Annotated in this window: 31 protein-coding genes and 1 pseudogene; 16 read left to right on the top strand and 16 right to left on the bottom strand. The window is 39.4% G+C overall.

Features of this window, described 5'->3' with window-relative positions:
- Positions 1-45: 45 nt before the first annotated feature.
- The 11 genes from cobU to ABFY19_RS06825 are packed head-to-tail and all read left to right on the top strand — an operon-like array spanning position 46 to position 9694.
- Positions 46-627: a bifunctional adenosylcobinamide kinase/adenosylcobinamide-phosphate guanylyltransferase gene (cobU, locus tag ABFY19_RS06875; protein WP_418789921.1), complete on the top strand. Its 582-nt coding sequence runs from the start codon at positions 46-48 to the stop codon at positions 625-627.
- Complete coding sequence (locus ABFY19_RS06870; protein ID WP_418792554.1) at positions 617-2191, top strand: cobyric acid synthase; 1575 nt, start codon at positions 617-619, stop codon at positions 2189-2191. The genes cobU and ABFY19_RS06870 overlap by 11 nt, the downstream gene beginning before the upstream one ends.
- The gene (cbiB, locus tag ABFY19_RS06865) at positions 2192-3157 is read left to right on the top strand and encodes an adenosylcobinamide-phosphate synthase CbiB (protein WP_418789920.1); all 966 of its coding nucleotides are present in this window, start codon (positions 2192-2194) and stop codon (positions 3155-3157) included.
- Positions 3158-3177: 20 nt separating this feature from the next.
- Complete coding sequence (locus ABFY19_RS06860; protein ID WP_418789919.1) at positions 3178-4611, top strand: cobyrinate a,c-diamide synthase; 1434 nt, start codon at positions 3178-3180, stop codon at positions 4609-4611.
- Complete coding sequence (locus ABFY19_RS06855; RefSeq protein WP_418792553.1) at positions 4601-5194, top strand: cob(I)yrinic acid a,c-diamide adenosyltransferase; 594 nt, start codon at positions 4601-4603, stop codon at positions 5192-5194. Before ABFY19_RS06860 ends, ABFY19_RS06855 begins: the two co-directional genes overlap by 11 nt.
- Before the next feature lie 38 nt (positions 5195-5232).
- On the top strand, positions 5233-5982 hold the full coding sequence (cobS, locus tag ABFY19_RS06850; RefSeq protein ID WP_418789918.1) for an adenosylcobinamide-GDP ribazoletransferase: 750 nt from the start codon (positions 5233-5235) through the stop codon (positions 5980-5982).
- Between the two features lie 22 nt (positions 5983-6004).
- Positions 6005-6952, top strand: coding sequence for a GHMP kinase (locus tag ABFY19_RS06845; RefSeq protein WP_418789917.1), 948 nt, complete (start codon positions 6005-6007; stop codon positions 6950-6952).
- Positions 6889-7977, top strand: coding sequence for a threonine-phosphate decarboxylase CobD (cobD, locus tag ABFY19_RS06840; protein ID WP_418789916.1), 1089 nt, complete (start codon positions 6889-6891; stop codon positions 7975-7977). Before ABFY19_RS06845 ends, cobD begins: the two co-directional genes overlap by 64 nt.
- A gap of 4 nt (positions 7978-7981) precedes the next feature.
- Positions 7982-8620 carry an alpha-ribazole phosphatase gene (cobC, locus tag ABFY19_RS06835; RefSeq protein WP_418789915.1) on the top strand — a complete coding sequence of 213 codons (639 nt, stop codon included), beginning with the start codon at positions 7982-7984 and terminating at the stop codon, positions 8618-8620.
- 56 nt (positions 8621-8676) lie between these two features.
- Positions 8677-9294, top strand: coding sequence for a hypothetical protein (locus ABFY19_RS06830; RefSeq protein ID WP_418789914.1), 618 nt, complete (start codon positions 8677-8679; stop codon positions 9292-9294).
- A gap of 19 nt (positions 9295-9313) precedes the next feature.
- Complete coding sequence (locus tag ABFY19_RS06825) at positions 9314-9694, top strand: RidA family protein (protein WP_418789913.1); 381 nt, start codon at positions 9314-9316, stop codon at positions 9692-9694.
- Between the two features lies 1 nt (position 9695).
- On the opposite strand, the gene ABFY19_RS06820 is transcribed toward ABFY19_RS06825, so the two are convergent.
- Complete coding sequence (locus ABFY19_RS06820) at positions 9696-11069, bottom strand: L,D-transpeptidase family protein (RefSeq protein WP_418789912.1); 1374 nt, start codon at positions 11067-11069, stop codon at positions 9696-9698.
- Positions 11070-11219: 150 nt separating this feature from the next.
- Between ABFY19_RS06820 and ABFY19_RS06815 the strand changes: the two genes are divergently transcribed.
- The 3 genes from ABFY19_RS06815 (at position 11220) to ABFY19_RS06805 (ending at position 12581) form a co-directional block, all read left to right on the top strand.
- Positions 11220-11402 (top strand): hypothetical protein, encoded by a 183-nt coding sequence (locus ABFY19_RS06815; protein ID WP_418789911.1) that lies wholly within the window; start codon positions 11220-11222, stop codon positions 11400-11402.
- A 14-nt stretch (positions 11403-11416) separates the two neighbouring features.
- On the top strand, positions 11417-11734 hold the full coding sequence (locus tag ABFY19_RS06810; RefSeq protein ID WP_418789910.1) for a hypothetical protein: 318 nt from the start codon (positions 11417-11419) through the stop codon (positions 11732-11734).
- Between the two features lie 103 nt (positions 11735-11837).
- On the top strand, positions 11838-12581 hold the full coding sequence (locus ABFY19_RS06805; protein ID WP_418789909.1) for a DUF11 domain-containing protein: 744 nt from the start codon (positions 11838-11840) through the stop codon (positions 12579-12581).
- A gap of 103 nt (positions 12582-12684) precedes the next feature.
- On the opposite strand, the gene ABFY19_RS06800 is transcribed toward ABFY19_RS06805, so the two are convergent.
- From ABFY19_RS06800 to ABFY19_RS06755, 10 genes and pseudogenes are all read right to left on the bottom strand, one after another.
- On the bottom strand, positions 12685-13644 hold the full coding sequence (locus tag ABFY19_RS06800; protein ID WP_418789908.1) for an SPOCS domain-containing protein: 960 nt from the start codon (positions 13642-13644) through the stop codon (positions 12685-12687).
- Positions 13631-14176 (bottom strand): SPOCS domain-containing protein, encoded by a 546-nt coding sequence (locus ABFY19_RS06795; protein WP_418789907.1) that lies wholly within the window; start codon positions 14174-14176, stop codon positions 13631-13633. Before ABFY19_RS06795 ends, ABFY19_RS06800 begins: the two co-directional genes overlap by 14 nt.
- A 65-nt stretch (positions 14177-14241) precedes the next feature.
- A complete protein-coding gene (locus ABFY19_RS06790) occupies positions 14242-18054 on the bottom strand; it encodes an Ig-like domain-containing protein (RefSeq protein ID WP_418792498.1) in 3813 nt (1270 codons plus the stop codon).
- Between the two features lie 18 nt (positions 18055-18072).
- Positions 18073-18522: a DUF3794 domain-containing protein gene (locus tag ABFY19_RS06785; RefSeq protein ID WP_418792497.1), complete on the bottom strand. Its 450-nt coding sequence runs from the start codon at positions 18520-18522 to the stop codon at positions 18073-18075.
- A 23-nt stretch (positions 18523-18545) separates the two neighbouring features.
- Positions 18546-19016, bottom strand: coding sequence for a hypothetical protein (locus tag ABFY19_RS06780; RefSeq protein ID WP_418792496.1), 471 nt, complete (start codon positions 19014-19016; stop codon positions 18546-18548).
- A gap of 103 nt (positions 19017-19119) precedes the next feature.
- Entirely contained in the window at positions 19120-19539 is a 420-nt protein-coding gene (locus ABFY19_RS06775; protein WP_418792495.1) for an SPOCS domain-containing protein, read from the bottom strand.
- Between the two features lie 22 nt (positions 19540-19561).
- Positions 19562-20053 carry a DUF3794 domain-containing protein gene (locus ABFY19_RS06770; RefSeq protein WP_418792494.1) on the bottom strand — a complete coding sequence of 164 codons (492 nt, stop codon included), beginning with the start codon at positions 20051-20053 and terminating at the stop codon, positions 19562-19564.
- Positions 20054-20071: 18 nt separating this feature from the next.
- Positions 20072-20566 carry a DUF3794 domain-containing protein gene (locus ABFY19_RS06765; protein WP_418792493.1) on the bottom strand — a complete coding sequence of 165 codons (495 nt, stop codon included), beginning with the start codon at positions 20564-20566 and terminating at the stop codon, positions 20072-20074.
- 200 nt (positions 20567-20766) lie between these two features.
- Positions 20767-20853 (bottom strand): annotated as a pseudogene (locus ABFY19_RS06760) (YjbQ family protein); the annotation flags it as partial.
- A 228-nt stretch (positions 20854-21081) separates the two neighbouring features.
- Positions 21082-21519 carry a hypothetical protein gene (locus tag ABFY19_RS06755; RefSeq protein ID WP_418792492.1) on the bottom strand — a complete coding sequence of 146 codons (438 nt, stop codon included), beginning with the start codon at positions 21517-21519 and terminating at the stop codon, positions 21082-21084.
- Between the two features lie 318 nt (positions 21520-21837).
- Here ABFY19_RS06755 and ABFY19_RS06750 point away from each other — a divergent pair, with 318 nt between their 5' ends.
- Positions 21838-22095, top strand: coding sequence for a YwbE family protein (locus ABFY19_RS06750; RefSeq protein ID WP_418792491.1), 258 nt, complete (start codon positions 21838-21840; stop codon positions 22093-22095).
- 217 nt (positions 22096-22312) lie between these two features.
- Here the strand turns inward: ABFY19_RS06750 and ABFY19_RS06745 are convergent, their stop codons facing one another.
- The gene (locus ABFY19_RS06745) at positions 22313-23233 is read right to left on the bottom strand and encodes a helix-turn-helix domain-containing protein (protein WP_418792490.1); all 921 of its coding nucleotides are present in this window, start codon (positions 23231-23233) and stop codon (positions 22313-22315) included.
- Between the two features lie 106 nt (positions 23234-23339).
- Positions 23340-23666 (bottom strand): LysM peptidoglycan-binding domain-containing protein, encoded by a 327-nt coding sequence (locus ABFY19_RS06740; RefSeq protein WP_418792489.1) that lies wholly within the window; start codon positions 23664-23666, stop codon positions 23340-23342.
- Between the two features lie 185 nt (positions 23667-23851).
- On the opposite strand from ABFY19_RS06740, the gene lexA reads away from it, so the two are divergent.
- Positions 23852-24466: a transcriptional repressor LexA gene (lexA, locus tag ABFY19_RS06735; protein ID WP_418792488.1), complete on the top strand. Its 615-nt coding sequence runs from the start codon at positions 23852-23854 to the stop codon at positions 24464-24466.
- 163 nt (positions 24467-24629) lie between these two features.
- Here lexA and ABFY19_RS06730 read toward each other — a convergent pair whose 3' ends face one another.
- From ABFY19_RS06730 to ABFY19_RS06720, 3 genes are all read right to left on the bottom strand, one after another.
- On the bottom strand, positions 24630-25085 hold the full coding sequence (locus ABFY19_RS06730; RefSeq protein WP_418792487.1) for a hydrogenase iron-sulfur subunit: 456 nt from the start codon (positions 25083-25085) through the stop codon (positions 24630-24632).
- 183 nt (positions 25086-25268) lie between these two features.
- A complete protein-coding gene (locus ABFY19_RS06725) occupies positions 25269-25748 on the bottom strand; it encodes a DUF456 domain-containing protein (RefSeq protein ID WP_418792486.1) in 480 nt (159 codons plus the stop codon).
- A 21-nt stretch (positions 25749-25769) separates the two neighbouring features.
- Positions 25770-26711, bottom strand: coding sequence for a response regulator (locus tag ABFY19_RS06720; RefSeq protein ID WP_418792485.1), 942 nt, complete (start codon positions 26709-26711; stop codon positions 25770-25772).
- Positions 26712-26770 lie beyond the last annotated feature (59 nt).

Below are 26770 nucleotides of genomic sequence, written 5' to 3'. Positions count from 1 at the left end.
CGATACTTAATGTTGTAGAAAATACATACTTATGGAGTGTACTTAATGAGAGGAAAACTGGTTTTTGTTACTGGTGGTATCAGAAGTGGAAAAAGTGAATTTGCTGAGTTTATTACCTCAAAACTTGGTAATAAAATAACGTACATTGCTACAGCCGAGCCAGTAGACGAGGAAATGCTGCTCAGGATTAGGCTCCATCGTCAAAGAAGGCCTGACACATGGCAAACGATTGAAGAAGCATACCGGATTACTGAAATAATTAAGGAAAACGGTCACAATTCTGATGTTATTATTTTAGACTGCCTTACTCTCTTGTTAAGCAACTTGATGTATAAAAAGGAAAAGGAATCCGGCGGTGATTTTGAAAAAGAGTTTCAAACTGAGATTCTTGAAGAAATAAGTATTCTTGCCAAGACAGCCGCAGAAAGCGCAGCCCATGTAGTAATTGTCTCTAATGAGATAGGTATGACTTTGGTTTCAGATAATTTTCTTGGCAGGCAGTATCAGGAAATAGTGGGAAAAGCTAATCAGATTGTTGCTGCGACAGCTGATAAAGCCTACCTGGTAGTTGCAGGTCATCCCATTGATTTGAAAAAGGAGGGGGCAGCAATATATGATGAATACTAAGTGTATTATGTTTCAGGGTACTGGCTCACATGTCGGTAAAAGTGTTTTGGTGGCAGCATTAGGCAGGATTTTTCTGCAGGATGGATATAAGGTGGCGCCATTTAAGTCACAAAATATGGCCCTTAATTCATATGTGACCAGAGATGGTGGTGAAATGGGCAGGGCACAGGTGGTTCAGGCTGAAGCTTGCGGACTGGCTCCGGATGTGGTAATGAACCCTGTGCTGCTTAAACCGACCGGACAGGCTACATCCCAGGTTATTGTCCTCGGCAAACCAGTAGGGAATCTTTCTGCTAAGGAATATCATGAAAAGTATAATATGACTGCCCTTGATGTGGTTGAGGAATCTCTCAATAAACTAAAATCAAAATTTGACATTGTTGTAATTGAGGGGGCAGGCAGTCCTGCTGAAGTTAATCTTCAGGCTACTGAAATAGTCAATATGAGAATTGCCAGAATGGCTGACTGCCCTGTGCTGTTGATCGCTGACATAGACAAGGGGGGAGCTCTGGCCGCAGTTGTGGGGACCCTTGAACTACTTGATCCTGAGGATAGGGCCAGGGTAAAAGGGATAGTAATAAACAAATTCCGTGGTGATGTGAAATTGTTTTACCCGGCAGTTGAGTTCTTGGAGAAAAAAACAGGTATTCCTGTAGTGGGAATTATTCCATATTTTCAAGGATTTCGGGTTCAAGAGGAAGATACAATTCCTGAGGATACATTTAGTCAGGGTGACCTGGCAATTGAAAACAAGCTGGATATAGTTGTTATTAAATTGCCCCACATTTCCAACTTTACAGATTTTGATTGTCTGGCAGATGAGCCTGATGTTCAACTTAGGTATGTATCGAATGGCAATAAGATGGGAAATCCCGATATGGTTATCATACCCGGCAGTAAAAACACGATTCATGACCTGGCTTTTCTTCAGAAATCAGGATTGTTTTCAGAGATAATAGCACAGGAAAAGAGAGGGATACCTATTGTTGGTATCTGTGGCGGATTCCAGATATTGGGCACTGAGCTCCATGACCCGCTGCATAGTGAATCAGATATTGACAGCATGAAGGGATTGGGTCTGTTAAATATGTCAACTACTTTTGACCCTGATAAAATTACCACTCAGGTTCATGCGGAAATTTTAGGAGAAGGTCCTTTTTTTAATGGGATGCAAGGACTCGAAGTAAAAGGATACGAAATTCACATGGGGCGTTCGGAAATTGGGGAAGGTGTAATTCCTGCTTTTCGGATATTTGAAAGGTCCACAAAGGAAGTGGATATTCTTGACGGAGCTATACGCTCAGACGGCATGGTTTTCGGAACTTATATACATGGTATCTTTGATAATGATTTCTTCCGCAGGCATATCCTTGACGTCCTCAGGGATTGGAAGGGTTGGGAGCCGCTTGAAGCCAGCGAAATAATTACTGTTTATCAGCAGCGTGAACAAGACTTTAATAAGCTTGCTGAAGTGGTCAGGAGCAGTATGGATATGGATAAGGTATATGAAATTATGGGTTTAAATGGTATGTTTGGACATAAGCAGGAGCAAGGAGCAGTATAAATGTTACAAATAGCCGCTGCTTATGTGGTTGACTTGATAGCAGGTGACCCTAGACATATTCCGCACCCTGTGGTGCTGATTGGAAAGATAATAGAATGGCTGGAGAGACTGCTCAGGAAATGGACCGCTCCTGTAGTAGGCCTTAAGGTTTCTGGCGTAATGCTTGCTGTCGGTACTATTTCGGCAACCTATCTGATAATGTCAGGAATCATTGCCGGGGCTTATAAAATAAATTATTGGCTGGGCTTGCTTACGAGTATCTGGTTTTTAAGTTCAACTATTGCAGTTAAAGGTCTAGGATGCGCTGCAATGGAAATATATACACTGCTCAAAACAGGCAATTTATCTGAGGCGCGAAAAAAAGTTGGCTGGATAGTTGGTCGGGATACCCAGAACCTTGGTGAAGGCGAAATTTCCCGTGCCACCATAGAAACCGTCGCTGAAAACATTGTTGACGGCATAGTTGCACCTCTGTTTTACGGATTTATTGGCGGTGCCCCGCTGGCAATGTCATATAAGGCAGTTAATACCTTGGACTCCATGGTGGGATATAAGAATGATAAATATATGGAACTGGGATGGGCATCAGCAAGGTTTGACGATATCTGTAACTATATCCCAGCTAGATTGACAGGGGTATTTCTTTTAATTGCATTTTTGTTTACCGGTAAGCCGGTAAACAAAGCCATAAAGATCATTGTCAGGGATTCATCGGGGCATCCAAGCCCAAACAGTGGCATTCCTGAAGCCGCAGTAGCCGGTGCATTGGGAATTCGCTTGGGTGGAGTCAATTATTACGACGGTGTTGAATCTTTTCGAACATATATGGGGGAGCCGGTAAATAGTATTAGCAAATCTCATATTCTAGATACTGTAAGAATAATGTATATTACATCTCTGATATCAGTTTTGACAGGAAGTCTTGCTGTATATGCACTTCAATGGCTAACTGTCAGATTAAATTAATTTAAGATGGAGCTGACAACATGAAAATACCCAGATTTATGATAGCTGGAACTCATAGCGGAGTAGGAAAAACAACAATCACTACAGGAATAATGGCAGCACTGGCAAGTGCAGGGTTCAAAGTACAGCCTTATAAAGTAGGTCCCGATTACATTGACCCTACATATCATACCATGGCAACAGGAAATAAGAGCCGTAACCTTGATACATGGATTCTTGATAATGAGACTGTGAAAAAAGTATTTGTAAAGTCAGCCTCTAAAGCAGATATTGCGGTAATTGAAGGTGTTATGGGTGTTTTTGACGGTTCATCAGGGACTGTTGATCAGGGAAGCTCAGCACACATGGCTAAATTAATCGATTGTCCTGTAATCCTGATAGTTGATACCAGCTCTATGGCAAGAAGTGCCGCCGCTCTTGTTTCCGGATTTCTAAATTTTGATCCGGACTTGAAAATAGCTGGTGTTATTCTTAACAAGATAGGTAGTGAACGGCATCTCAAACTTGTAACCGAAGCTATAGAAACTTACTGTAACATTCCGGTAGTTGGTTATGTAAAGAAAAATGCTGCATTGGAACTACCTTCCCGGCATCTGGGACTGGTACCCACTGTTGAGGGAGGAGAACTTCCCAGAATGGTAAACTCTCTTGCAGGAGAGATAAGTAAAGGTATTGATATAAACAAGCTAACAAACCTTGCCATGGCTGCTCCTGAATTACCTGATGACATACTTGACACCTGTGATAAGGATTTAGTTTCAGGTATTGACCAATGCAAAACAAATGTAAGGATTGGAATTGCTTTAGATGAAGCTTTTTCTTTCTATTATTACGATGGCTTGGAAGTTCTTGAAGAAAAAGGTGCTGAACTTGTGCCGTTTAGCCCGCTTCATGACCAGGCTCTCCCGGAAAATCTGGACGGTCTGTATATTGGTGGTGGTTTCCCGGAAATCTTTATAAAAGAACTGTCTTGGAACATGCCGCTGATGAGAGAGATTAAACTTGCCGGAGCGCAGGGGATGCCGGTTTTTGCTGAATGTGGAGGTCTGATGTATCTTTCCAGGGAGATTGTAGATTTTGACGGAAAGAGATATCAGATGACTGGACTTGTACCCGGAGCCTGCATTATGGAAAATAAACTTATCGGAATGGGTTATGTGGAAGCTGAATCGTTATCTGACAATGTTATCGCTCCTAAAGGGAAAAAAACCAGAGGTCATGAATTTCATTATTCCAGAATAGAGCCAACTGAAAATTCAAATTTTAAACATGCATTTAGATTGGTGCGAAGCCGTTACCAGCAGCCAATCCTTGATGGATATGCTAATGGGTGTATCCTTGCTTCTTATGTACACCTTCATTTTGCATCCGACCCGGAACTGGCGGAACGGTTAATACAACATTGTAATAATTTCAAGAAGAACCGTTTAAGGAAGTGTATTGATGAAAATTAAAAATGAATTTGGACTAGTGCAAGTATATACCGGTAACGGTAAAGGGAAAACAACTGCGTCACTGGGATTGGCTGCACGAGCCGTTGGGCACGGGTTTCGTGTCCATATGATCCAGTTTACCAAGGGTCGTTGCTATACCGGGGAGCTAGCTGTTTCCTGTTTTCTGGCCCCTCATTTTACTATTAGCCAGTTTGGCAGGGGGTGTCGTATAGGTGCTTTGATAAAACAAGGATATAAGAAGTGTACTGGATGTGGAGACTGCTTTCTAAAAGATCGCGGTCCTGAAGACGAGGACTTTGAATATGCTCGTCTTGGATTTCAAGAAGCTCTTGAATACCTGTCTGAAGGTAAGTGTGACATTTTAATACTTGATGAAATTGGTAATGCGATTCGGTATAATCTTGTTACAAGCGATCAAGTAGTTCAAATGATAAAGAATAAACCTAAAAATATTGAGCTCGTCCTCACCGGAAGAGCTATCCCTGAGGAGATAATAAATCTGGCAGATCTAGTTACTGAAATGACAGAAGTTAAACATCCTTACAAAAAAGGGATCGTGAGCAGGCGCGGTATAGAGTATTAAGAGGAACTATTAACTAATGAGAAAAAGGGAAGAGAAATATGTGGTCTAGTTTTGTATTTGCACTTCAATTTTTAACCCGAATACACATTGCAGACCTTGAATGGGATTACAAAAAATACGGGCAAGGCTCGTCGTTTTTCCCAGCTGTTGGCTTTATTATTGGGGGTTTTTTATATGTTACGGCTTTTATAGGGTTGAAATTTTTTACACCCCTGATAGTAGCAGCCCTTTTGATTGTGATTGGGGTAGTAATAACCGGGGGACTTCACCTAGACGGCTTTATGGATAGTATAGATGGGTTGTTCTGTGGGAGAAGCCTTGAACGAAAATTAGAAATAATGAAAGATAGCCGGGTCGGTTCGTTTGGGGTTATTGGCTTGGTATGCCTTTTTCTTATAAAGCTTTGTTTTACGGTTGAGTTGCTTAATATAGGAAAAATCGGGTGGTTGTTTGCCGTACCTGTATTTGCCCGGTGGTGCATAGTATATTCCATAAGGCATTTCCCATATTTAAGGCAATCCGGATTAGGAAATCCTTGCTCAGACCATACTGGAAAAAAAGAATTTTTAACTGCATCAGTGATTACGGCAGTAATTCTTCTAGTTGTAATGTCAACAGAAGTATTAGTGTTTTTGCTCCTAATACCGGTAAATCATTTTTTTGCTAAATGGGTCAACAGAACTCTTGGCGGTCTCACGGGAGATATCTATGGAGCAACTACTGAAATCATGGAAGTCATGGGTCTAATAGGGGTTTATCTTGCTTATACCACCAGTTTTTTTTACTAAGTTTAAAGGCAGGTAATGCTATATGTTAGGGATCGCACGGGCGCCGGGAACTTGTGGTGAACTGGTCCAGGGAAAACTGGATGGGACCAATTTACTTGTAACATGTCCGGTTAATTTTTATTCAGTTGTTACTGTAAAGTTAAATAATACCGGAAACATCATAGTTGCTGAAAACCTGCCAAAGGTAAAGCTGGCTGTTGAAAAAACCCTGCATTTTTTGGAGAAGCCTGGTTATGGAGCTGAAGTAACTGTATTTTCAAAAATTCCTCGTGGTAAAGGAATGGCCAGCAGTACTGCGGATATTGCAGCAGCTTGTGCAGCTGTGGCCAAAGGATTGAATATGATAATTTCCGAGTGGAACATTGCAGAAATTGCACTGTCAATAGAGCCCACCGATGGGTTAATGTTTCCAGGGATAGCTGTTTTTGATCATATAGGAGGCAGTGTTGCCAGAGTTTTGGGTCCGGCCCCGGAAATGGATATTGTAATTATTGACCTTGGTGGGATTGTTGATACGGTAGGCTTTAATGCCAATATGAACCTGGATATACTTAACAAGGCAAAAGAAAAAAAAATAGAGATAGCTATGGAAAAATTAGAAAAAGGGATAGCAATTGGTAACTACAAGTTAATTGGTCAGGCTGCAACAGAAAGTGCTTATGCCAATCAGCAAATGCTGCCAAAACCGGACCTGGATAAAGTGTATGATATCTGCCGGATAACCGGTGGACTGGGGGTTAATGTAGCCCACAGCGGAACAGTAATAGGTGTGCTTTTTGATGCTGGAACAGACTGTATAGATAAGGCAATAAATATTTTTAGTGCTGAAGGTTTCAACATTTATAACAAGGCACGAATTATAAACGGTGGTATTGATGTTTTTGAAGAGAGCGCGGGTGATAATTTTTGGAAACCATTGAACACATACACGGAGGAAACCTTCGGGAAGCTGCGGAAAGATACGGGATAAACGAGACGGAACTCATTGATTTCAGCGCTAATATAAATCCGCTGGGGCTGTCTCCAAAAGCTGTTGAAGCAATTATTAGCAACATAGACATGGTTAAAAATTACCCTGACCCTGAAGCTGTAGTATTACGCAAAACAGTTTCCGAGGTGCTTGGCCTGCCTGATAATATGATTGTTGCCGGTAATGGCGCAGTTGAAATATTATATTTGCTGGTTAAAGTAATCGAACCCGGTCGGGTGTTGATACCGGCCCCTACGTTTAATGAGTATGAAATTGCGGTTAGGAATAACAAAGGTACAGTAAAAGACTGTTATCTCGATGAAAACAATGAGTTTTCTCTGGAAACTGCTGATGTTTTTCGCCAGTGGCAAGATACTGATGTAATTTTTATCTGTAATCCTAATAATCCTACTGGCAGCCTGATTCACAGGGATAAGCTGGAGTGCTTGATTAAAAAAGCTGCCGGTCTTAAAAAAAGGGTTGTTGTTGATGAAGCTTTTATGGACTTTGTGGCTGACAAAGAAAACTATTCAGTTATAGACTTGGTCACTAAATACAGCAACCTTTTTGTGCTGTATTCACTAACCAAGTTTTTTGCTATACCAGGACTGCGTCTGGGGATGGGAATAGGCAGTACCGATATCATAAAAAAAATAAACCGCGTTAGGGACCCGTGGAACGTTAATTGTTTTGCCCAGCTTGTAGGTGCTGAGGTATTGAAGGATGAACAATATATCTGTAATACAGTCTCTTATGTTAACGAAGAAAAAACATTCCTTTATAAGCAAATAAATGAGATTGGTGGATTGAAGGCATTTATCCCAAGCGCCAATTATATGCTTATTGATGTTTCAGGTACGGGGCATTCGGCACCGGAAATCTGCAGTCAGTTGGGTAAGCAGGGGATATTGGTCAGGGACTGCTCATCATATAAGAATATGAGGCCTGTTTATATCAGGACAGCAGTAAAAAAAAGAGAAGAAAACATCTTTTTGATAGAATCTTTTCAAAGATTGGGGAGATAATAATTTGGCTGACAATAGAACCAGGTTATATATTGTGCGCCATGGTGAAACTGAGTGGAACAAAACCCTGAAATACCAGGGTCACCGTGATATTCCACTTAGTGAGGAAGGACGTTCACAATCTGTTAAAATCGCCAAACGGCTGTCAGCAGAAAAGCTGCACACTGCATATTCCAGTGATTTGTCAAGGGCATTAGAAACTGCGCAAATTATATCTGAATATCACAGTCTAACTGTAAAACCGGTTCCGGAATTGAGGGAAACGAATTTTGGTTTATGGGAAGGCCTTACTCATAGTGAAATTGATAAACAATTCCATGAAGCAATGAAAGTATGGTTTAAAAACCCAAAAGACAACAAAATACCTGGCGGGGAATCCCTGGGCGAGGTAGCAGAAAGGTGCCAGATAGGCCTTGACCAAATACTAGCTGAAAACCCGGGGAAAAATGTGCTTCTGGCGGCTCATGGGGGCATCATTAGGATAATTATTGCCGCAGTGCTTGGCATAAGCGTTAATGATTACTGGAAAATAAAGCAGGATAATGTAGCCCTTAATATAATTGAGTTCTTCGAACCGGGACGGGCCATTTTGTGCTTATTAAATGATACTTCACATTTAGATTTCCAACCGAACTATCAATAGTAAGTTAGGTCAGGTTGCTTCATTTTGTATTCAATAAAAAAGAGGAGTGGGTTTGTTTGAAAAGATTTTTCTTATTGCTATTTATTATTTTAATAGTTGTTGGTTCTTCAGGATGCACCGGTTCAACTGATAATGAGGCCAAACAGAATGGCACGGAATCGACCGTCAGCGCAACTACACAAAAAGCGATTTTAGCAATTAAGAATGATGATATGGAGAAGCTTTCTGGTTTGATTCATCCGGCAAAGGGGGTACGCTTTTCACCCTACGCTTACGTAAATACTGATGCTAAGGATGGAAATCTGGTTTTCAATTCAGATCAGGTAAAAAATTTCCTTAGTGACAACCAAAAGTATAACTGGGGATATTATGACGGTTCCGGGGAACCAATAAAATTAACTCCTGCAGAATACTTTAAGAGATTTGTATATACGGCAGATTTTGCCGATGCCGAACAGAGCGGCATAGTAAGCTTTAATAAGACTGTTGGGACGGGTAATGCATTGGAAAACCAGTTTGAGGTATATCCGGATGCAGTTATTGTGGAATATTACTTTTCAGGTTTTGAAGAACAATATGAGGGAATGGACTGGCAGAGCTTACGATTGGCCTATGAAAAGCTGGATAATGATTGGTATCTGGTAGGGATTATTCATAACCAGTGGACTATATAATTAGGAGGAATCATTTAAAATGATAAAAAAGGCTATTACTGCTGAGGGGACAGTTTCTGTAGGCCCATATTCACATGCTGTTGAATCAGGTGGATTCATCTACCTGTCAGGGCAGGTCCCCATTGATTTTAAGACAGGCAAAATAGTTGAGGGGGATATTATCGCTCAAACAAAACAATGTTTTAAAAATATATCAAATATTTTAAGCACAGCAGGATTAATTTTTGACAATATTATTAAGGTAACCGTTTTTTTATTGAATATGGATGACTTTACTAAAATGAACTCGGTTTATGAAAAACATTTCTCTGCACCGTTCCCCGCTAGGACAACAATAGGGGCAGCCCAACTGCCGCTGGGGGCTGGGATTGAAATAGAAGTCATTGCCAAGAGAGACTAAGCTATAAATGAATAATCACTAAAGTACCGCCAGGGATGTTTTGAAAAACCCATTTAGCATCTTCTTCACTTAAACGAATACATCCATGGCTCGCCGGCAGCCCCAGCTTCTCATGTTCATCTTGCTTTATTTGCCAGTTATTGTCCCGCGGAACAGAGTGTATTAGGACCTGACCAACTAATCTTATCCAATAAGTAGCCCCTTCACCAAACCGCGGGGACCAAAAACTATGACCCCTATCTTGTGTGTAATAAAAACCTAATGGTGTAGGGGTTTCCGGACGTCCTCCTGATGCCGGCATCCAGCGGATGATTTCATCTCCTTTATACACTATAACTCTATGTGTTTCACCCACCTTGACATCCAACCAATATGTATTATTCATCTTTAAAGTAATAAAAGTAATATTGTAGTCATTTAGAGACTCATTATTAGTTGCAGTTACATCTGCTGTTGCTCTATAGCATCTCCCCGGCAAAAAACAATTTTCGGGTTTAAAGATTATTTTGTTGCCACTAATCTTCGTTAATCCATTAATATAAGTTTTGGTTCTAAGGTCACTAACCTTGATAGAGCCCTTTAATATTTTGTGGTCAAGATTAATTTCTATATTTTTATATAATGGTACTTTGATGCTTTGGTCCCTGGGATTTGTTCTTAAGATATTTATTGGAGGGGCTGTATCAAAGGTTATTTTTTGTTCTGAAACTAGCTTAACACCGCTTTTGCTGCGAAGGCCCTGGGCAATAATAATTCCATATGATGCATTATTTTTCAGGGGATGGAGCGGAATATACTGCCAACGGCTGTAATCAGTATAACTTTCCCCCTTATAAACGTTTTTTTCCGGAACAAGCTTACCCACTATAGGAAGCTTAACAAAATTTGCCATATCTTTTGGCATCATTGGTACATTAAATATAATTGGCACAGGTCCTTTGGTACAGATTTTATTTATCTCTTGACCGGAAATCAAGGATACCGGAACCCGGGGCCTAAACCTAGCTTGAAAACTCTTTTTTATTAAAGGCAATTTTGTTTCAGCACGGTTTATTTTTACATTTATAAGCTGGCCATATGGAAGCCCATCCTGTTTCATTGTTATAACTGCAGTTGAACTGTTTGTCCACATGATTTTATAAGAAATCTTTGTAGTTGGTATTTCAGGAATAATGCTTATTTTTGACTCCAAGTCATTCTGCTGCATTGGTAATAAAAAATTGACCGTCAGTTCAGTTACAGCAGGGTCTTTATGTGTGAAAACATTATATCCTGAATAATGCAGTGCCCATAAAACAAATGACACAAAACAAGTTGTAATCACCGCTTTAATTAAAAAAGACTTTCTGATTAAATAAATGTTTGTTGCTTTCAATAAAAAACCTCCTGTATCCTGGGGTAATCCATGTTCATTAGTTAACTATATGGTTAGAGTGGAGAAATGATGACATCCAGATATTAAGCAGCATATTATAAATATGAAGTTATATCAATTTTGTATCGATACGATAGAGGAGTGATTTCATTGATAAAACTAAGTCTGTGTAAAAAAGGATGCTGCCCGGAAGTGCATTTTGCTGAGGGGAATTTTATTATTAAAGATGATATGGGTGGAAAAGTAACATTAACCCCGGCCCAGATAAAAATTTTGGTTGAAAAATATCAGGAATTACAAAATGAAATGCACAATGTTGGTTTAAGCCAATAACCGGAGGCGCTATTATGTTGGTAGATTTGCTTTTTGCCCTTGGAATTCGTTTTTTCTTATTTGACTTCATATTGTTAAAAAATATAAGAGACAAATTAAACAAAAAGTATTATATCTTTAGAAAGCTGTTTAGCTGTACTTTCTGTCAGGGCTTCTGGTGCGGGTTGTTTATTGCGCTGTTGCAAAACTGCCACCAGCCCTGGAATTCCTTTAAGTTCGCTTTTATAGCAGCAATTGTATCTTTTACATGGACTGTAATAATGGACCCATATATAGGCTTATATGAGGAACAGAGTGATTTGCCAATGACTAGAAGAACAGTACCTGATTAATATTGAGGTGATCTCTTTGACACAGTTGGATTGCGACATAAATGTTATATCAGTTACTCCTTGTTCTCCGGCAGAATTTGCAGACCTCAGTGTAAAAGCAAGTTTGTCCAGTGAATCGGTAGATACAGGAAAAATGGTTCTTCTAACTATTAAAGTGACAAATAATGGTCCCGAAAATGCTTCGGAAGTTATGATGACATATGAAATGCAAGATAACCTTGAATTAGGTGAGATAACTGTTAGTCAAGGAAGCTATATATTAAAAGAGGAAGGGTTGAAATTTAGTTTAGGTAATATCCTATATTCTGATTGTGCAATGGCCGCCATTGTCTTAATAACCAAAGCACCGGGAACTGCAATTAATAAAATAGCTGTTACCGGCAGCGGATATGATCCTATCCCTGAAAATAATATTTCCAATCAGACTCTGAAAATTGTCTCAGCTGGTACTGATATAAATATTGAAATTAAAGATAGCTTTCAATATGATAAACTTAAGGATTCTGATTTACAGGTTTATAAACAGATAAAGATTGATTGCCTATTAACGAGCCTTCCTGAGCAACTACAACTAAGCTTAATTTCAAATGGGCAAGTAAAACACGAGGTAACCAACATCATCAAGGAAGACCTAAATATTGTTTTTTATGGACAGTTGTTTGTAGATTTGGGATGTGCTGCTTATAAACTACCTTTCGCAGGTTTTATCCCATTGAAACGTGATTTTAGTCTCACAGATGTGGAACTCAAGATTACAAATGAGCTGCAGGAGTTTTGGGAAGACCATGATAATAACATAAGGCTGCTTATTGTTTTGGGAGCTGCAACTATTCGAAAATTATCATAGTTATGAATTAAGTTTTTCTTTACCTGATAGCATAATTTTAGCCCGTAAGAAAACTGACTCACTAATTATGAGTCAGTTTTCTTAATATGGAGTTTGGCTGAGTTCAACATTTAAAAACCTCTAACCGTAACAGCAAGACTTTAAACAGGCGTCGTTTATCCATTAATTCAACATTAAAGTGCTCGATTACCACACCTACATTAACCGGGGTGTTTTGGGGAGGACCATTAGGCCATTCTATCAGAGCCTCAAACGGGACCTTAAAAACTGTAGCATGAACTTGTTGGTCAGGAACATCGGCAACATATTTTAATGTAATTACTGCTTTTCCGGCTATGATAACCTTTTTAATCGGTACATGGCAGCATTTTGTCTGTAATGAGGTACTGATGACTTCAGCTTTTTTAATAACTATTTCTATATCACTTTTTAAAATACACTCTGCATCCGGTTTTTCTTCCGGAATTGTCAGAGTATGATTCACTGAAATCTGTTTTGAAGTATCGGGAGGCTGCTTATAAGGTGGAATAAAGCATTCATCTTTAGGCGGTTTTTTATATGTGCTTTTTTTGCCGTAATGTTTTCTCTCCAGCCAAAGCAACAGGACAATTACTTTTTCCATAGTCCTTGGACCGGCTTGATGTACCTGGACATGTTCCATGCAGGCATGAAAATTGAATTTGCTAAGATTACAGTCTTTTAGTGGTATGGGTTTGTGACAAGAATCCCCTACAATAAGACCCTGGAAAGGGATATCAAAATGAACGTAATGAACGTTTTGCTCAGGCACATCAGCAGAATATTCTATACCTAAGCGGACTATTCCACATACGAGAATTTTACAGCCGGTCACACAGCCATTATCCAATTGAACCGGAATTGACTTAACCTTATTTATTAATATTTTATGAGTAACATTAATTATTTTTTCCTTGGGCGGCTTTTGCTCGGGAATATGAAGTTCACCGTCAATTATCACCTCCGTATAATAAGCAACGTCTTCAGCATTAACAGGGCAGCATTCTTCGATCTCACATGGCAGGCATTTATCAATAAAATTCACAGTCTTTACCTCCTTCCGGAATATCGTTTTTCTGCTGCAGCCAAATCATCAGGACTATAACTTTATTAAACAGGCGGTCAGATATTCGGTCTAGTTGGAGGTCTTCCATACAAACATGGACAACATATTCATCAAGAACGAAATCTTGTGGGAAAAGAAATTCCTGATTATCTATACAAGGTAGAATGAAGGCACTAAAGGGGATGATGCATTCAAAATAATGAACCTTTTGGGAAGGTTCATTTGCTGAATATTCAATCCCCAGTTTAAAGTTTCCGGTTATAACTACTTTTTTTCCCTGGACCCGGTGACAGTCAAGGTATTGAATAGCATCTATCGTTTCTGATTTTAATATTTCTATGGAATGATATTTATCAATTAATGTCTCACAATCCGGCTTTGGTTCAGGAATCTCACAATGGCCGTTAAGGACTACCTGTGAATAATAGGAAACATGGTCATGCGGCCTTGGGCAGTAACCAAAGCCAATATTTTTTTTGGGGTTTGGACAGAAGAAAAAAGTTTTTTTCAACTTTTGAACCTCCCAACAATTGGCTTATGGGGCACCGTGAAGGTGCCCCAATAAATTCAAATTGTTTAACAAACTTGTTTGATTCCTACAAACAATACTATGTCTTTTTTTATTGTCCTTGGGTCCAGCAGATGCCATTGTTTATGCTCAACTATAATAACCGGCTCAACCTTTGCATTGAGCGGCAGACCGGGGAATAAAACCATGGCATGGAACGGAACATTAAAGTGGGCAAAATGCTCAGCCTGTGAACCTGTTGTAGAATATGTTATGCCAATTTCAACAAATCCGGTAACGGTAACTTTTGTACCATCAATTGTATTAAAAATATTTATATCATTTACTTCCGGTGTTACGTCAAAGCTGATGATAATTTCAACATCGGGTTTGACTTCAGGGATTGTTAGCTCTCCATCAACCAGCACCTGGGCAAAATGTTCCGGAAGGTTATTTACGATATAAGTTTTTTCATCCTCATCGGTTAACCCTGCACAGTCATAGGCAATAGTCGTTACAGTATGCGGCCCTTCAGTAATTTCAGTTGTATCCCATTCATAGATGAATTCTACACTTGTATCTCCATTGCCGGGTTCAGTAGTTACCAACTGGCCGTCAATATAGAGTTCCACTTTTTCCAGGCATTCATTGTCCTGAGCTGAGATTAGCAAGTTAACAATACCTTCAACTTCTCCCTCTGGTGGTGAAACTATTTCTACTGTCGGAGGTGTATTATCAACCGTAATGTTGATAGTATCGGTTGCTGTATTGTTACACCCATCGCTTGCAGTTACAGTCAAAACATAACTGCCGTCGGCAACCATAGTGGTATCCCAAGTGGTACTATAGGTGCCATCATCAGGGAACCCGGGGCCGATAGTAGTACTGTCATATTCAAAGATTACACTGCTGACACCTACGTTATCTGAAGCATTAGCACTGAGAAGCTCGTTTCCGGTGAGATATGTGTTGTTTGGAGGTGTTATCCAGTTCACCTGAGGAGGTTCATTATCAACAATAAACGGGTCGGAAACATCTTCTGTTGTAGAAATCCCATCTGATGCAATAACTTTTAAAACATAGCTGCCGCTGATAAGTGCTGTTGTAACCCAAGGATACGAACATGGGCACGGTCCCGGTATACCGGTGGCAATGGTCGTGAATGAACCGCCATCTCTGGAATACTGCAGGGTGAAAGTTAAAGTTGCATTGGGGTTTTCATCTGTTGCAATCCATGTAATATTGGTTCCAGGCGGACATACGGGGTCCGGAGGGGGAGGGGTCAATAGGGTTACCTCAGGTGGTATATTTACGATTACATCTATTATCTGCTGGGAAGTATTCAGGCACTGGTCGGCAGCAGTTACTCTAAGCATATAGTCACCCTGATTCAACCCAGCGATCTCCCAGTTTGTTTCGTAGATATTTCCTCCAACAGGTAAACCGCTGCCAATCGGAGTAAAAGGACTTCCATTGTAGGAGTATTCAAATGACACACTGGTTACTCCTATATTATCGGTGGCTGAAGCCTGTAAAGTTACCGGGGTTGAGCTTAACAAATCACCGTTTGCCGGTGATATCCAGCTAACTGCAGGTGCGGTGTTATCAACTATAAATACACCTGAAAGTGCTTCACTGGATAGCTCTCCATCAGAAACTACCACCTTGACTACATAACTGCTGCCACTGGGCAAACCGGTGGTATTCCAGAAGAAAGAAACAGCCGGCGGGTCAAGAAGTGGGTCAGGGACAGTAGTGATTTTTGTGAATGGACCACCAGGACCGTTCGAAGAATAAAACAAGGTAATTTCCAGAGGAGTGTCTCCATCAGGATCAGAAGCCGTCCATTGAATATTTACACCTGTACAGGATATGTCCCCTTGAACCGGGTTATCTACAGTAACTGTAGGCGGGCGGTTAACGACATTAACCTGTGCCTGTGTATTTGTATTGAAATTGGTGGTGCCATCAGTACCCTGCAAATTCACTAAGTTGGTATAAGTTGCAGTAGTTGCCGAAGGTGCAAAGGCACCAAGTGTAATAATAAAACTTGCAGTTGGCAATAACGGGTCAAGCATAGGCGGACAACTTGCGGGACACTGCCAGGTTATAATAGTAGTGCCTCCGGGACCTGGCACCACTGAAGCCGGTGTTGTCGTTGTACCTGGGTCATAAACCCATCCCGCCGGCAGGGTATCTGTAATTATAAAAGGCGGCGGACCTAAAGCACTATCTATGGGAAGGGTACCATTGTTGCTTACATTAATATTCCATGTAGTCAATGCGTTTGGGGTTACGGATTGATTAAGCGGGGTCTTAAGCATATTGGGAGCAGCACCCGGAAGAGCAGTGATTGCTGTACAAGTATTAATAGAAGCAGTTTGGTTATAAGCATCATTCCAAGACCCCTGATAAGTTATCGCCTGGTTTTTGCCGCTGGGGATAGTCCCACCAACCAAAGTAGGATCTATTACTGCCGGAATTGTAGCCACAATACCAGGCCCGCCCGGTAATGTCCCGGCGTTCCAGGTGAGCACCCACTGGCCACCCATCATTACTTCACTATCAGGTACAGGGATAGCAGTACCCGGTGTATAGCTGACAAACGGTGCCAGTGTCACTACAAAAGGTGAAGTATACAGCGCTGGAGCACCACCGGTATTTAACAAAGTAAAAGTTGCCGGAGTAAGTGCTGTAGCTGACACGTTTTGTGGTAAAGCAATCATTTCCAGATAAGGTTTTCCAACTGAAGCAAAAACAGTGTTTAATACAAATCTATGATAAACTGAGTCAGTCACAGTTGAATAACTTTCACTGGAAGGAATTTTATCGGTATCTTTGTATTCGTGGCCGCCTTCGAAGACAACAACTCCGGCTCCGGTCCCTCTGAAAGAACCACCTGCCATAAAGTCATACTGAGTGGAGTTATCTAAAAAATGAGCTAATACAAATACTGAGGGGAAGTAGGTGACATCTGTATGCAGCCATGTCTGCTCCGAACCTCCGGGCAGGTCCTGTACTGCAGCCGGCCCTCTGGGTACAGCCTGGGCTGAGGGATAATCCGGCAAATCTACAGTAAAGGTGCTGGCATCACCTTTGTTGTCACCATAGTTAGTTTGGCCTATTGGGTTGAGCATAGGCCCGGCATCATAATTGTTTAATGCAGACATGGAGTGACAGGTAGCATGGAGAAATCCACCTGTTTCCAAAAAATCAACCAGGTCATTAGCCGCGGGTGTACCCTGCCAAGTGCCGTCAGAAGTGTGAGGTGACAGGAAAACATCATATGCACGTTTCAGGCATACTTCCTGCGGTGGTGGTATTTGACTGCGGTCGATGCCGAAAAGGGCGCCGTTATCAATTTCGGTTTCAGTTAATACACCAGGGGAACTGCTGACCCAGGTACTGCCGTTAGAATCCGGTACTTTTGCTGTGTTCAAATATTTTATCATGATAGAACTGTTTTTATCTTCCATTGCGATCCGTGGAGCTCGGCTTAATGTGTAAGCAATATCTGCATTAAAACCCACAGTAGCTACATGTACCACAGGCAGCAATCCCTGACTGAATTCCGCCTGGTTTGCTGATTGATAAGCATTAATTATAGCTCCAGCCGCCGCAGCATTGGCTGCAGGAACAATAAAAGGGCCGCCGGCGTAACTTTTACTGGTTGGGGTTTCTGCAGGAATTGTATAGTTTCTGGTTGTAGCCGAAAAATCGGTAGCACCATATGCCTTATTATCCTTAATTGCCCATTTAACCGGAATACCATTATCAAGCAGGCGGTAGACCAGGCCATAGGCTAAAAACATTCCTTTATCCTGGTATGTTACATCCATTGGGATGATAAGTGAACCGGCAGCCAGTGCTTCTATAGCCATAATTCAACCCTCCTTTCTTTAGGGGCACGGTTGGTTAATAGTAACATTCAGCTGGATTACAATTGTTTTCGACATATGCCGGTCATCAATCATATGAATCTGAACATGTTCTTCCATAACTTCAACACAGATGGGAGTGCCTGGGGCAGGGCCGCCGGGCCATTCAATTAGTGCATTGAATGGTTCATCAAAATGCGCCCCGTGTACCTGTTGATCAGGTTGATCAGCCACATATTTAGTGGTGATGGTCGCTATCCCGTCAATTATTACTTTGCGTATAGGAAGAGGGGGCTGGTCATCAGTTACCAGCTTGGTTCCGATAACTTCTGCTTTAGTAATCGCGTATTCGATCTTATACCCTAAAAGCCTTTCCATCGGCGGCTTGATATCAGGTATTGTAAGGTCATGGTTTATCACTAGTTCATCCCAGACTTCAGGGCTCCCAAGGATACTTCTCAATACTACCATGAGGCAAACCTCCGTTTTTTGTTTTAATTATCTTTTCGCTGCAGCCAGATTAAAAGGACCAATTCCTTGGTAATAGTCCTTTCATCAATTTGATGATATTCTTCATATTCAACACAAACATGTGCTATATACTGGTCTAGGTCAAAGTCTAAGGGCAGAAGGGTACCGTCATCATTTTTTATCAGCGCCTGAAATGGAATTTCCCAATGGGCAAAGTGAACTTTTTGATCCGGAACTTTGGCGATATACTCCAGCCCAACCATCAGTTTCCCTACAACCAGGATTTTTTTCCCAGGTGGTTTTTTTACTGTTACTGCAGTCAGTTTAGTGATATCAACTTCATGTATTGTATTAAACATTTTTTCTTTGGGGGGTTTATTCAATGGTATTTCCAGGAGCCCATTCAACTGTATCTGGGTATGATAGCTGACAACATCGTTGGAGTCAGGACATCTTTCATCTCCTACATCACCTAAGGGACAGAACTTCGTCATAGTAATCCTCCTTCCAAAACGTAAAAGGAAAGAACCGACTCCGGGAAAAAATGCCGTGGTCCCGGAGTTCGGCCTAAGCAATTATTTAAATAAGAATAGTCTTTTAAGGTGTATATATATCTAACCGGACAACTATGATTTTGAAAATATGTCTGCCATCTATAAGGCAAAAACGGCTTTTCTCAATTACAGGTTCAACACATATGGGGGTACCCTGTGGCGGTCCGTCCGGCCATTCAATCAATGCATGGAAGGGGACATCAAAATGTGCTGCATGTACCTGCTGGTCTGGAACATCGGCAGCGTATTTAACAATGATTTTAGCAGTTCCAACGACTAAAACCTTTTGTAATTCAAGATTTGGGTCTTCCGGGTATAATAGTGGTGTATCTATAACAACTGCCTTAGTTATATCAAAATTGATTATAACATCCAGTATGCATTCAGCCGGTGGCTTGATTTCGGGGATGACAAGCTGGTGGTCAATAGCTATCTCCTGATATATACCAGTAAATGTTGGCATCCAATTTCACTCCTTTTCATGGTTATATAACTTCGAGCCAAATCAGTACAACCAAAACTTTTTGTATTTCTCTGGGGTTAATAAGGTGGTACTGTTCGTGTTCTACGCAAATATTAACTCTTACCGTACTAATGTCAAAATCAGGTGGAAGCAGCCCGCGGTATGCTCCCGGACAGGGGCGAAGTTTAATTATAGCCTTGTATGGTATGTTGAAGTGAGCATAATGGACTTCCTGGGAAGGGACTAAAGCAGAATACTCTACCCCTAAGTTCAGGGTACCGGCAATGATGACCTTTCTTCCCTGCACATCTCCTAAATCCACATCTAGTACCTCGACATCATCAATAGTAAAGTTTTTAGTTACATTGGTAATTTTTTCAACATCAGGTTTGGGTTCAGGAATTATCAGGTTGTCATTAATTACAATTTCCGTAAACATGGTCAGTTCTGAACCTTCGGGAGGACATGCGGTTCCCGGATTTATATCTGTAGTGCACTGAGGACAGGTGTTCATTTTTTGTTCCTCCTTTACTTATATTTCTTCAACCCATATCATAAGCACGATTTCTTTGCTTAGGGTGCGGCTGTCAATTTGTGTAAGGCGCAGTTTTTCCACACATACATGGACTACGAAATCATCAGGGAAATCTGCAAGGGGAATAGGTTCACCGCAGTCAGTCAGTATTAAGGCATTAAAAGGCAGGTCATAGTGCACAAAGTGTACCTTTTGAGTTGGGACATCAGCGGCATATTGAATGTTTAGGGTGATGACACCGGAAACTACAATTTTATTGCCAGGGATTGTTCCATCCGGCAGGGTAACTGTAATAACTTCCACATCATTGAGCCTGACATCATGAGTCACTTTTACAATGCGTTCTTTTGGCGGTTTATGAGGAGGGATAACTAAATTGCCATTGACGATAATTTCAGTGAAAAATGCAGCTACACTGGTATCAGTAGGGCAGTATTCAACTACACCGCCATTTATACCGCCATTGGGCAAACCATTTGGACAGATGATCATTAAAGTTCACTCCTTTGTCATTTATATATATATGGCTGTTAGAGCCATAAAGCAAAATAAAAATTATTTACATCGAATTTTCAAATTTGCTAATATATGATATGTAAACTTAACCAAAGGTGATAATATGGAATAACAGTTAAATTTAAAAAACCCTCTACTCAGCTGGGACAGCTCAATGTAGAGGGTTGTATTTTTTGTCATTCTCCAATTATTTTTATCAGTACACGTTTTTTGCGTTTGCCGTCAAATTCACCATAAAATATCTGTTCCCAGGGACCTACGTCATTGACATAATATCTTAGCTATACAAACATATTTCTTTTATATTTTACCTTATAAATGCTGAAAGTAATAGAATTATGGGAAAACCTTGTTCATGAACTCTTGATACGAAGCATGTCCCTATATTATTGTTAATCAAACCCTCGACTTCACCAAAAGCGGTAACTATATAAATCTTTTAACCCCTGGGTAAATTTGTACCAGGGGTTAAAAGTTAAGCTGATTCTTTGTTATAAAAGAGGTTGACAGAACACTTCGCGGTTTACCACAATTTGCCCGCTGAACGTTCCATAGAAAAACAATTGTAAACCATCAGGACAGGTTATGTTGAAGGAACCAACCCATTGACCAGAATTTAACCTGGTTGCATCTATGGTTGCGCGACAACCCGTTATAGGTGTGAATTCATCTTCTTGGACACTTACGTTATCAAAGATTGCTCCTAAACTTTGAAGATCTTTTAAAGTGGCAACAATCAGGGCATTGTTTGAATAAAATTTAAATTTGCGGTTCACAGGACCACCAGAGAAAACCTCAGCACTTCCGTCTATATATCCTGAGGGAACCCCATCAACACATGAAACCACAGCCTCAACAGCGGCACTGTTCCCATTTCCGATTGCACCCTGAACTGCACCATCGGCTTGAATAACTTTAGTTTTTATCAACTGAAATCCCCCTTTCTGTAACATATAATATGTCTTTAAAGGATGAAAGGTTACATAATAATATTTTTGGTTGACTACCGGGGGGAAGTGGGAAGATGGCAAAGCAATTTTAGAATTTTAGTTTCTATCATCGGCAAACGGATCCTGGGTTTGTGATTTATCATAAAAAAAAGATTTAGCTAATAAAATGCCTGCAAATATATTTATAACTACCTGTGTTTTGTTTATGTTTGTGTCATAATCACTTTGCCGAAAATCACTGACCCTTACAGGCCAAAATAAAAGGCAGTATCTTCGGCCCTTTATGGGTGATATAATATGGTTGAACATAAAAATGGGGCTTGCGACCGAATCAACATTATGGAGGAGACAAAATTGTCCGAAGAACACACAATCAGAAAAAATATCAAACCGGGACTCATGGTAGTCATCGTGGAAAAACAAAACCAGCGGTCAGGTAAATTGACCACCGGTGAAGTGCAAAATATTTTAACCAACAGCCAGATTCATCCCAGGGGAATAAAAGTCAGGCTAACTACAGGGGAAGTGGGAAGAGTCCAACAAATCATTAAATGATGCCTAAATAACATTTTCATTCGCTAGTTAACATAATTATTATTATAGGAAGTTTAAAATTGGTATTTTTACAGTTCTATCTGTTAAAATCAATTTGCTAAAAAAAGAGGCCTCAGATTGCCCTGTAAGCCTTCAAAAAAAATACCTGAGTACCTTTGTGCCCTTGGCATTTTTTATTTATTTTAAGTTTCCTTTTGGAGTTCTATTAAAATACCTATTAATTAATTTGGTACTTCTTTAATTTATTATAAAGTGTTGCTAATGATATGTTAAGAGCTTTAGCAGCTTTTTTCTTGCCTTGAACGGAATATCCAAACCTTGTTAATGCATGTCTTAGCATTATTCTTTCCATTTTATCAATTGCCATTACATCTGATATATTTAATTCATCAAGACCATTAATCTGTCCTAACCTATCATAGAGTCCCTCTATGATAGAAGTTGAACGCTGTAATTCTTCCATTAAACGAAAAATGTCTGGATTAAGCCTAAAAACGCCAACAACCCCAATCATAGTTTCTCTAACAAATATAGGATTAACAGTATAGCTGAATTCCTTAGTGTCATCACCAAATGAATACTTTTGACCAGTTATTTGCTGCCCATACTTAGCACAGTGGTCTAATGGATTACCGGGATATTTTTCAAAAATATTGTAATTAAGAATATCCTTAGTATGTAAACCTATGTATTTTTCAAAGGTTTTGTTAATAAATTTAACAAAACCTTTGTTATCTGAAATTACAACAGAATCCTGTATGGAGCTAAGCAGTGAAAACAATTCTGCTTCAGCTATCTCCTTGTTAACAGCTAGTGCTGTTAGCAGTTCAAAACCTGAGGACTCAATCACGGTTGTGTTACTTCTTTTTATCTTATTAATTTTATCTGATATTGAAGAATCCCTAGTCGTATCAATAATTAAATCCAAATCCTTAATATCATCTAATTGGTCAAGAGAATTAAAGATAATTAAGTCATTTTTAATTTGTCCTAGAAATTCATCTGAATTATTATCTAATGAATCATTCTTTAAATTGACTATTCCATGAATCTTAATATTTGGATTTTCCAACAAAGAAAAACATAAATTAATTCCTTCATTAGCTGCACCAACAATTACCAAGTTAATCTGATTCACATCCCCAGCCCCTTAGGATTATTTTCGTAATATTGTATATTATTTGACAAATCTCGCAATTATCCTTCGAACTGAAGAAAAAAATTCTACTGATTTATGGGGATTATTAATTTAAAGGGATTTTTATTTTTTGCCCCGGATATATGTTTGAATGTTTCATATCATTTAATTTTCTGATTTCATAAACTACCTTTTGAAGGTTTTCATTATGAGAATATTTCTTTGATATTTCCCATAAAGTGTCTCCTTGACAAACAACAACTTCCTGATATTCTTTACCTGTAAAACCACTGGCAGATGTTTTATAAAATGGTGACATTACGGCTAATAGTATCAAAGTAAGACAGAGCATTCTGCTGAACTTGAAGGGATTGAATTTAATTTTCTTCCTTTTTTCTTTAATTAACTTATTTTTTTTATTAACGGCAGTCATCTTTATAGCCTCCCGAACATTTGTTTGTACTAAATATAGCACGAACAAATGTTCTGTGTCAATGGCTTTATGAAAAAAACATGGTCAAAATTGTTAAAATTTACGAACAGATGTTTGCACATGTGTATAAATAGTGTTATAATTAAACTAAATTCAAACTAAATATTAACTGGGTGGTGAGTTTTTTGTATTCAGACCTTAATGAACGGCAAGCCGCAATTCTTAATTTTATAAAAAAAGAACTTCAAAAAAAGGGGTATCCCCCTTCCGTTAGAGAAATTGGTGAAGCTGTTGGTCTTAGTTCTAGTTCAACTGTCCATGGCCATTTGGCCCAGTTGGAGAAAAAAGGTTTTATTAGGCGTAACCCTACTAAGCCCCGAGCAATTGAGGTTATAGAAGGAGAAGGTAACTTTGTCCGTAAGGAAATTGTTAATGTTCCTATTGTCGGCAGGGTAACCGCAGGAGAACCTATTCTTGCAGTTGAAAACATTGAAGATACCTTTCCACTTCCTATTGATTTTGTTAATAATGATAATGTTTTTATCTTGTCTGTTCGCGGTGAAAGCATGATAAATGCTGGAATTCTTGACGGGGATTACATTTTGGTCAGGCAGCAGTCTATTGCCAGAAACGGTGATATAGTAGTAGCACTTTTGGAAGATGAAGCGACTGTTAAAACATTCTATAAGGAAAAGGACTACATCAGGTTACAGCCTGAAAACCAGTTTATGGATCCGATTTATGCTACTGATGTAAAAATATTGGGCAAGGTAACAGGAGTATTTAGGCGAATTAACTGAGATAATTGATTGATTTTTATATAATTAATTCACATAAATATAAAATAATAAACCCAGGCATTTTTTAGCCTGGGTTTATTATTTTATATTTCAGAAAAGCATATCTTTTTCTCAACAGTGGGCATGATAGTTTATGCTTAAGGTTTTAGTAAAGCTTAGTAAATTAGTTAATCCATCCTGACATGCTGAAGATTGCTCCTTCTGCACCTATGAAATTACATTCAGTCCTGTTATGGAACTCAATTCCCAGAAATTCAATCATATCTTCTATAATTTGAAAAAGCTGTTCATCATTAAATGATGAAACGCTAGTAATTTTAAATTGTTCTCTGTGCAAACCAAATATGGGGAGAATATCCTTTAGTATTTCACGCCTTTTCATAATAACTTTTTTTTCAGGGGAACTACAGGCATTTTTTGAACAGGCTACAATTAATCCGTCACAACTTTTCCTAAGCAACCTTATATAAACCAGCGGGTCAAGTTCCGATGGACATGAAACAGCCATTACTTTAACATTTTTAGGAAATCGAAGCTGCACCTTAGGCAGCAGTTTTTCTAACATGTCTTTAGAATTGCTGCACATCAGTAAAAGTACTAGTGGGTTACTACTGTTCATTAGCTCCCCTCCCTTCGGACAATTCCCGTAGTTTTGTAAGAAAAACTGTCAAAATATATTTTAAAGTTAAAATCTTCTTATAATTAATTATAAAACAAAATCTTGAACAATTTATACAAATTTCCGTTAATAAACCTATTTTAAGGTTTAACGGTCTGTGTTGAAATTTAAAGGATTATTTCGTTAAATAGCAAAAGTAATAAAAACTATAATCATTGCAACTGCAAATATTCCTTTAAACAACGACCCACCAGCTATGCCAATAAAACTTCCAAAACCGACTTTTATTGCATCTTCTGCCTGACGACCATTCAGTAATTCGCCTGTGACAGCTCCTGCAAACGGACCAAGTAGAAGACCGGGAATACTAAAAAAAACAACTCCCAGAATCCCGCCTATGAATGATCCCCAAACACCATATTTTGATGCTCCATATCTCTGAACACCTAAGACTCCGGCAAAATAATCAATTACTAAGGTCAAAACCATTAAACCAAAAAGAATTCCGAGTATCAATGGAGTAATTGTATTAAAGCCCTCGTAGTACCCATAAGCGAGTGCTGAAATAAATATTAACGGAGTACCAGGCAGCATTGGCAGAAAAGCACCAATAGTTCCTATGACCATAACCAGCATAGCTAACCAAAATGCAGCATTTGACAAATTCATCCACTCCCAATGTTATTACCTGTTTCTCCTATCTTTCACATAAACACTGCCGGGTTTTGACTTTGCATATTTTTTCATTTCTGCAGCAATTTCTGCTACCTGCCAATGGCTGTCAATAAACCTTTTGTCATTGGAAACAACTGCTATGGAAATAGTCATTAAAGGAATTTCAATTTCCTGATTTATCCTGTCTCTGGTAACAATGTAACCTTTCCTGCGATCCTCAGCAGAATAAAATAATGCTATCGTGCTGTCAAACTGACATATTATTGATTTACAAATTTTATCAACCTTGTCAGGCACAGTGATTGCTATAAAGTCATCACCACCGATATGACCTATAAAATCGTCATAATTGCCAAGTTCTTTAATATTTTTAGACAAAAGATGAGCAACAAACTTAATAACTTCATCGCCTTTGAGGAACCCATAAACGTCATTATATGCTTTAAAATTATCAAGATCAAGATACAGTACGGCAAAAACAGTTTCGTCTTTCAATCTCTGTTTAATTTCTTCTTCGATGAGAATATTTCCCGGCAGTCCTGTTAGCGGATTAAATGATTTTTCCTGTTTTGACCTGCGCAGGTGAGTCCTAACTCTCGCTACTAGTTCAAGGGTGTCAAAGGGTTTGGTAATATAGTCATCTGCTCCGGCTTCAAGACCGGCTACTTTATCTTCAACCTGAACCTTGGAAGTAAGCATAATTATTGGAATATGGCTGGTTCTGGTATCATTCCTGAGCAATCTGCAAATTTCGTATCCGTTTAGTTTGGGCAGCACAACATCTAGAAGAATTACATCAGGGGTAGAGTGATAAATTTTATCCATTGCTGTATTAAAATCTGTGGCACTTTCGACTAAAAAACCTTCTTTTTGGAGGCAGTCATGAATGACTCTCAGCATAAATCTATCATCATCAACAACAAGTATCTTAGCACTTTGTATGTTTTGCACTAACTACCCCCCTTTTTTTAATTCTTGATAACTTTATATTCGTCTTTAAGATATTCTCC

Source organism: Phosphitispora sp. TUW77, assembly GCF_048453025.1.
Classification (GTDB): domain Bacteria; phylum Bacillota; class Thermincolia; order Thermincolales; family UBA2595; genus Phosphitispora.
This window is presented reverse-complemented; position numbering and strand designations above follow the sequence as displayed.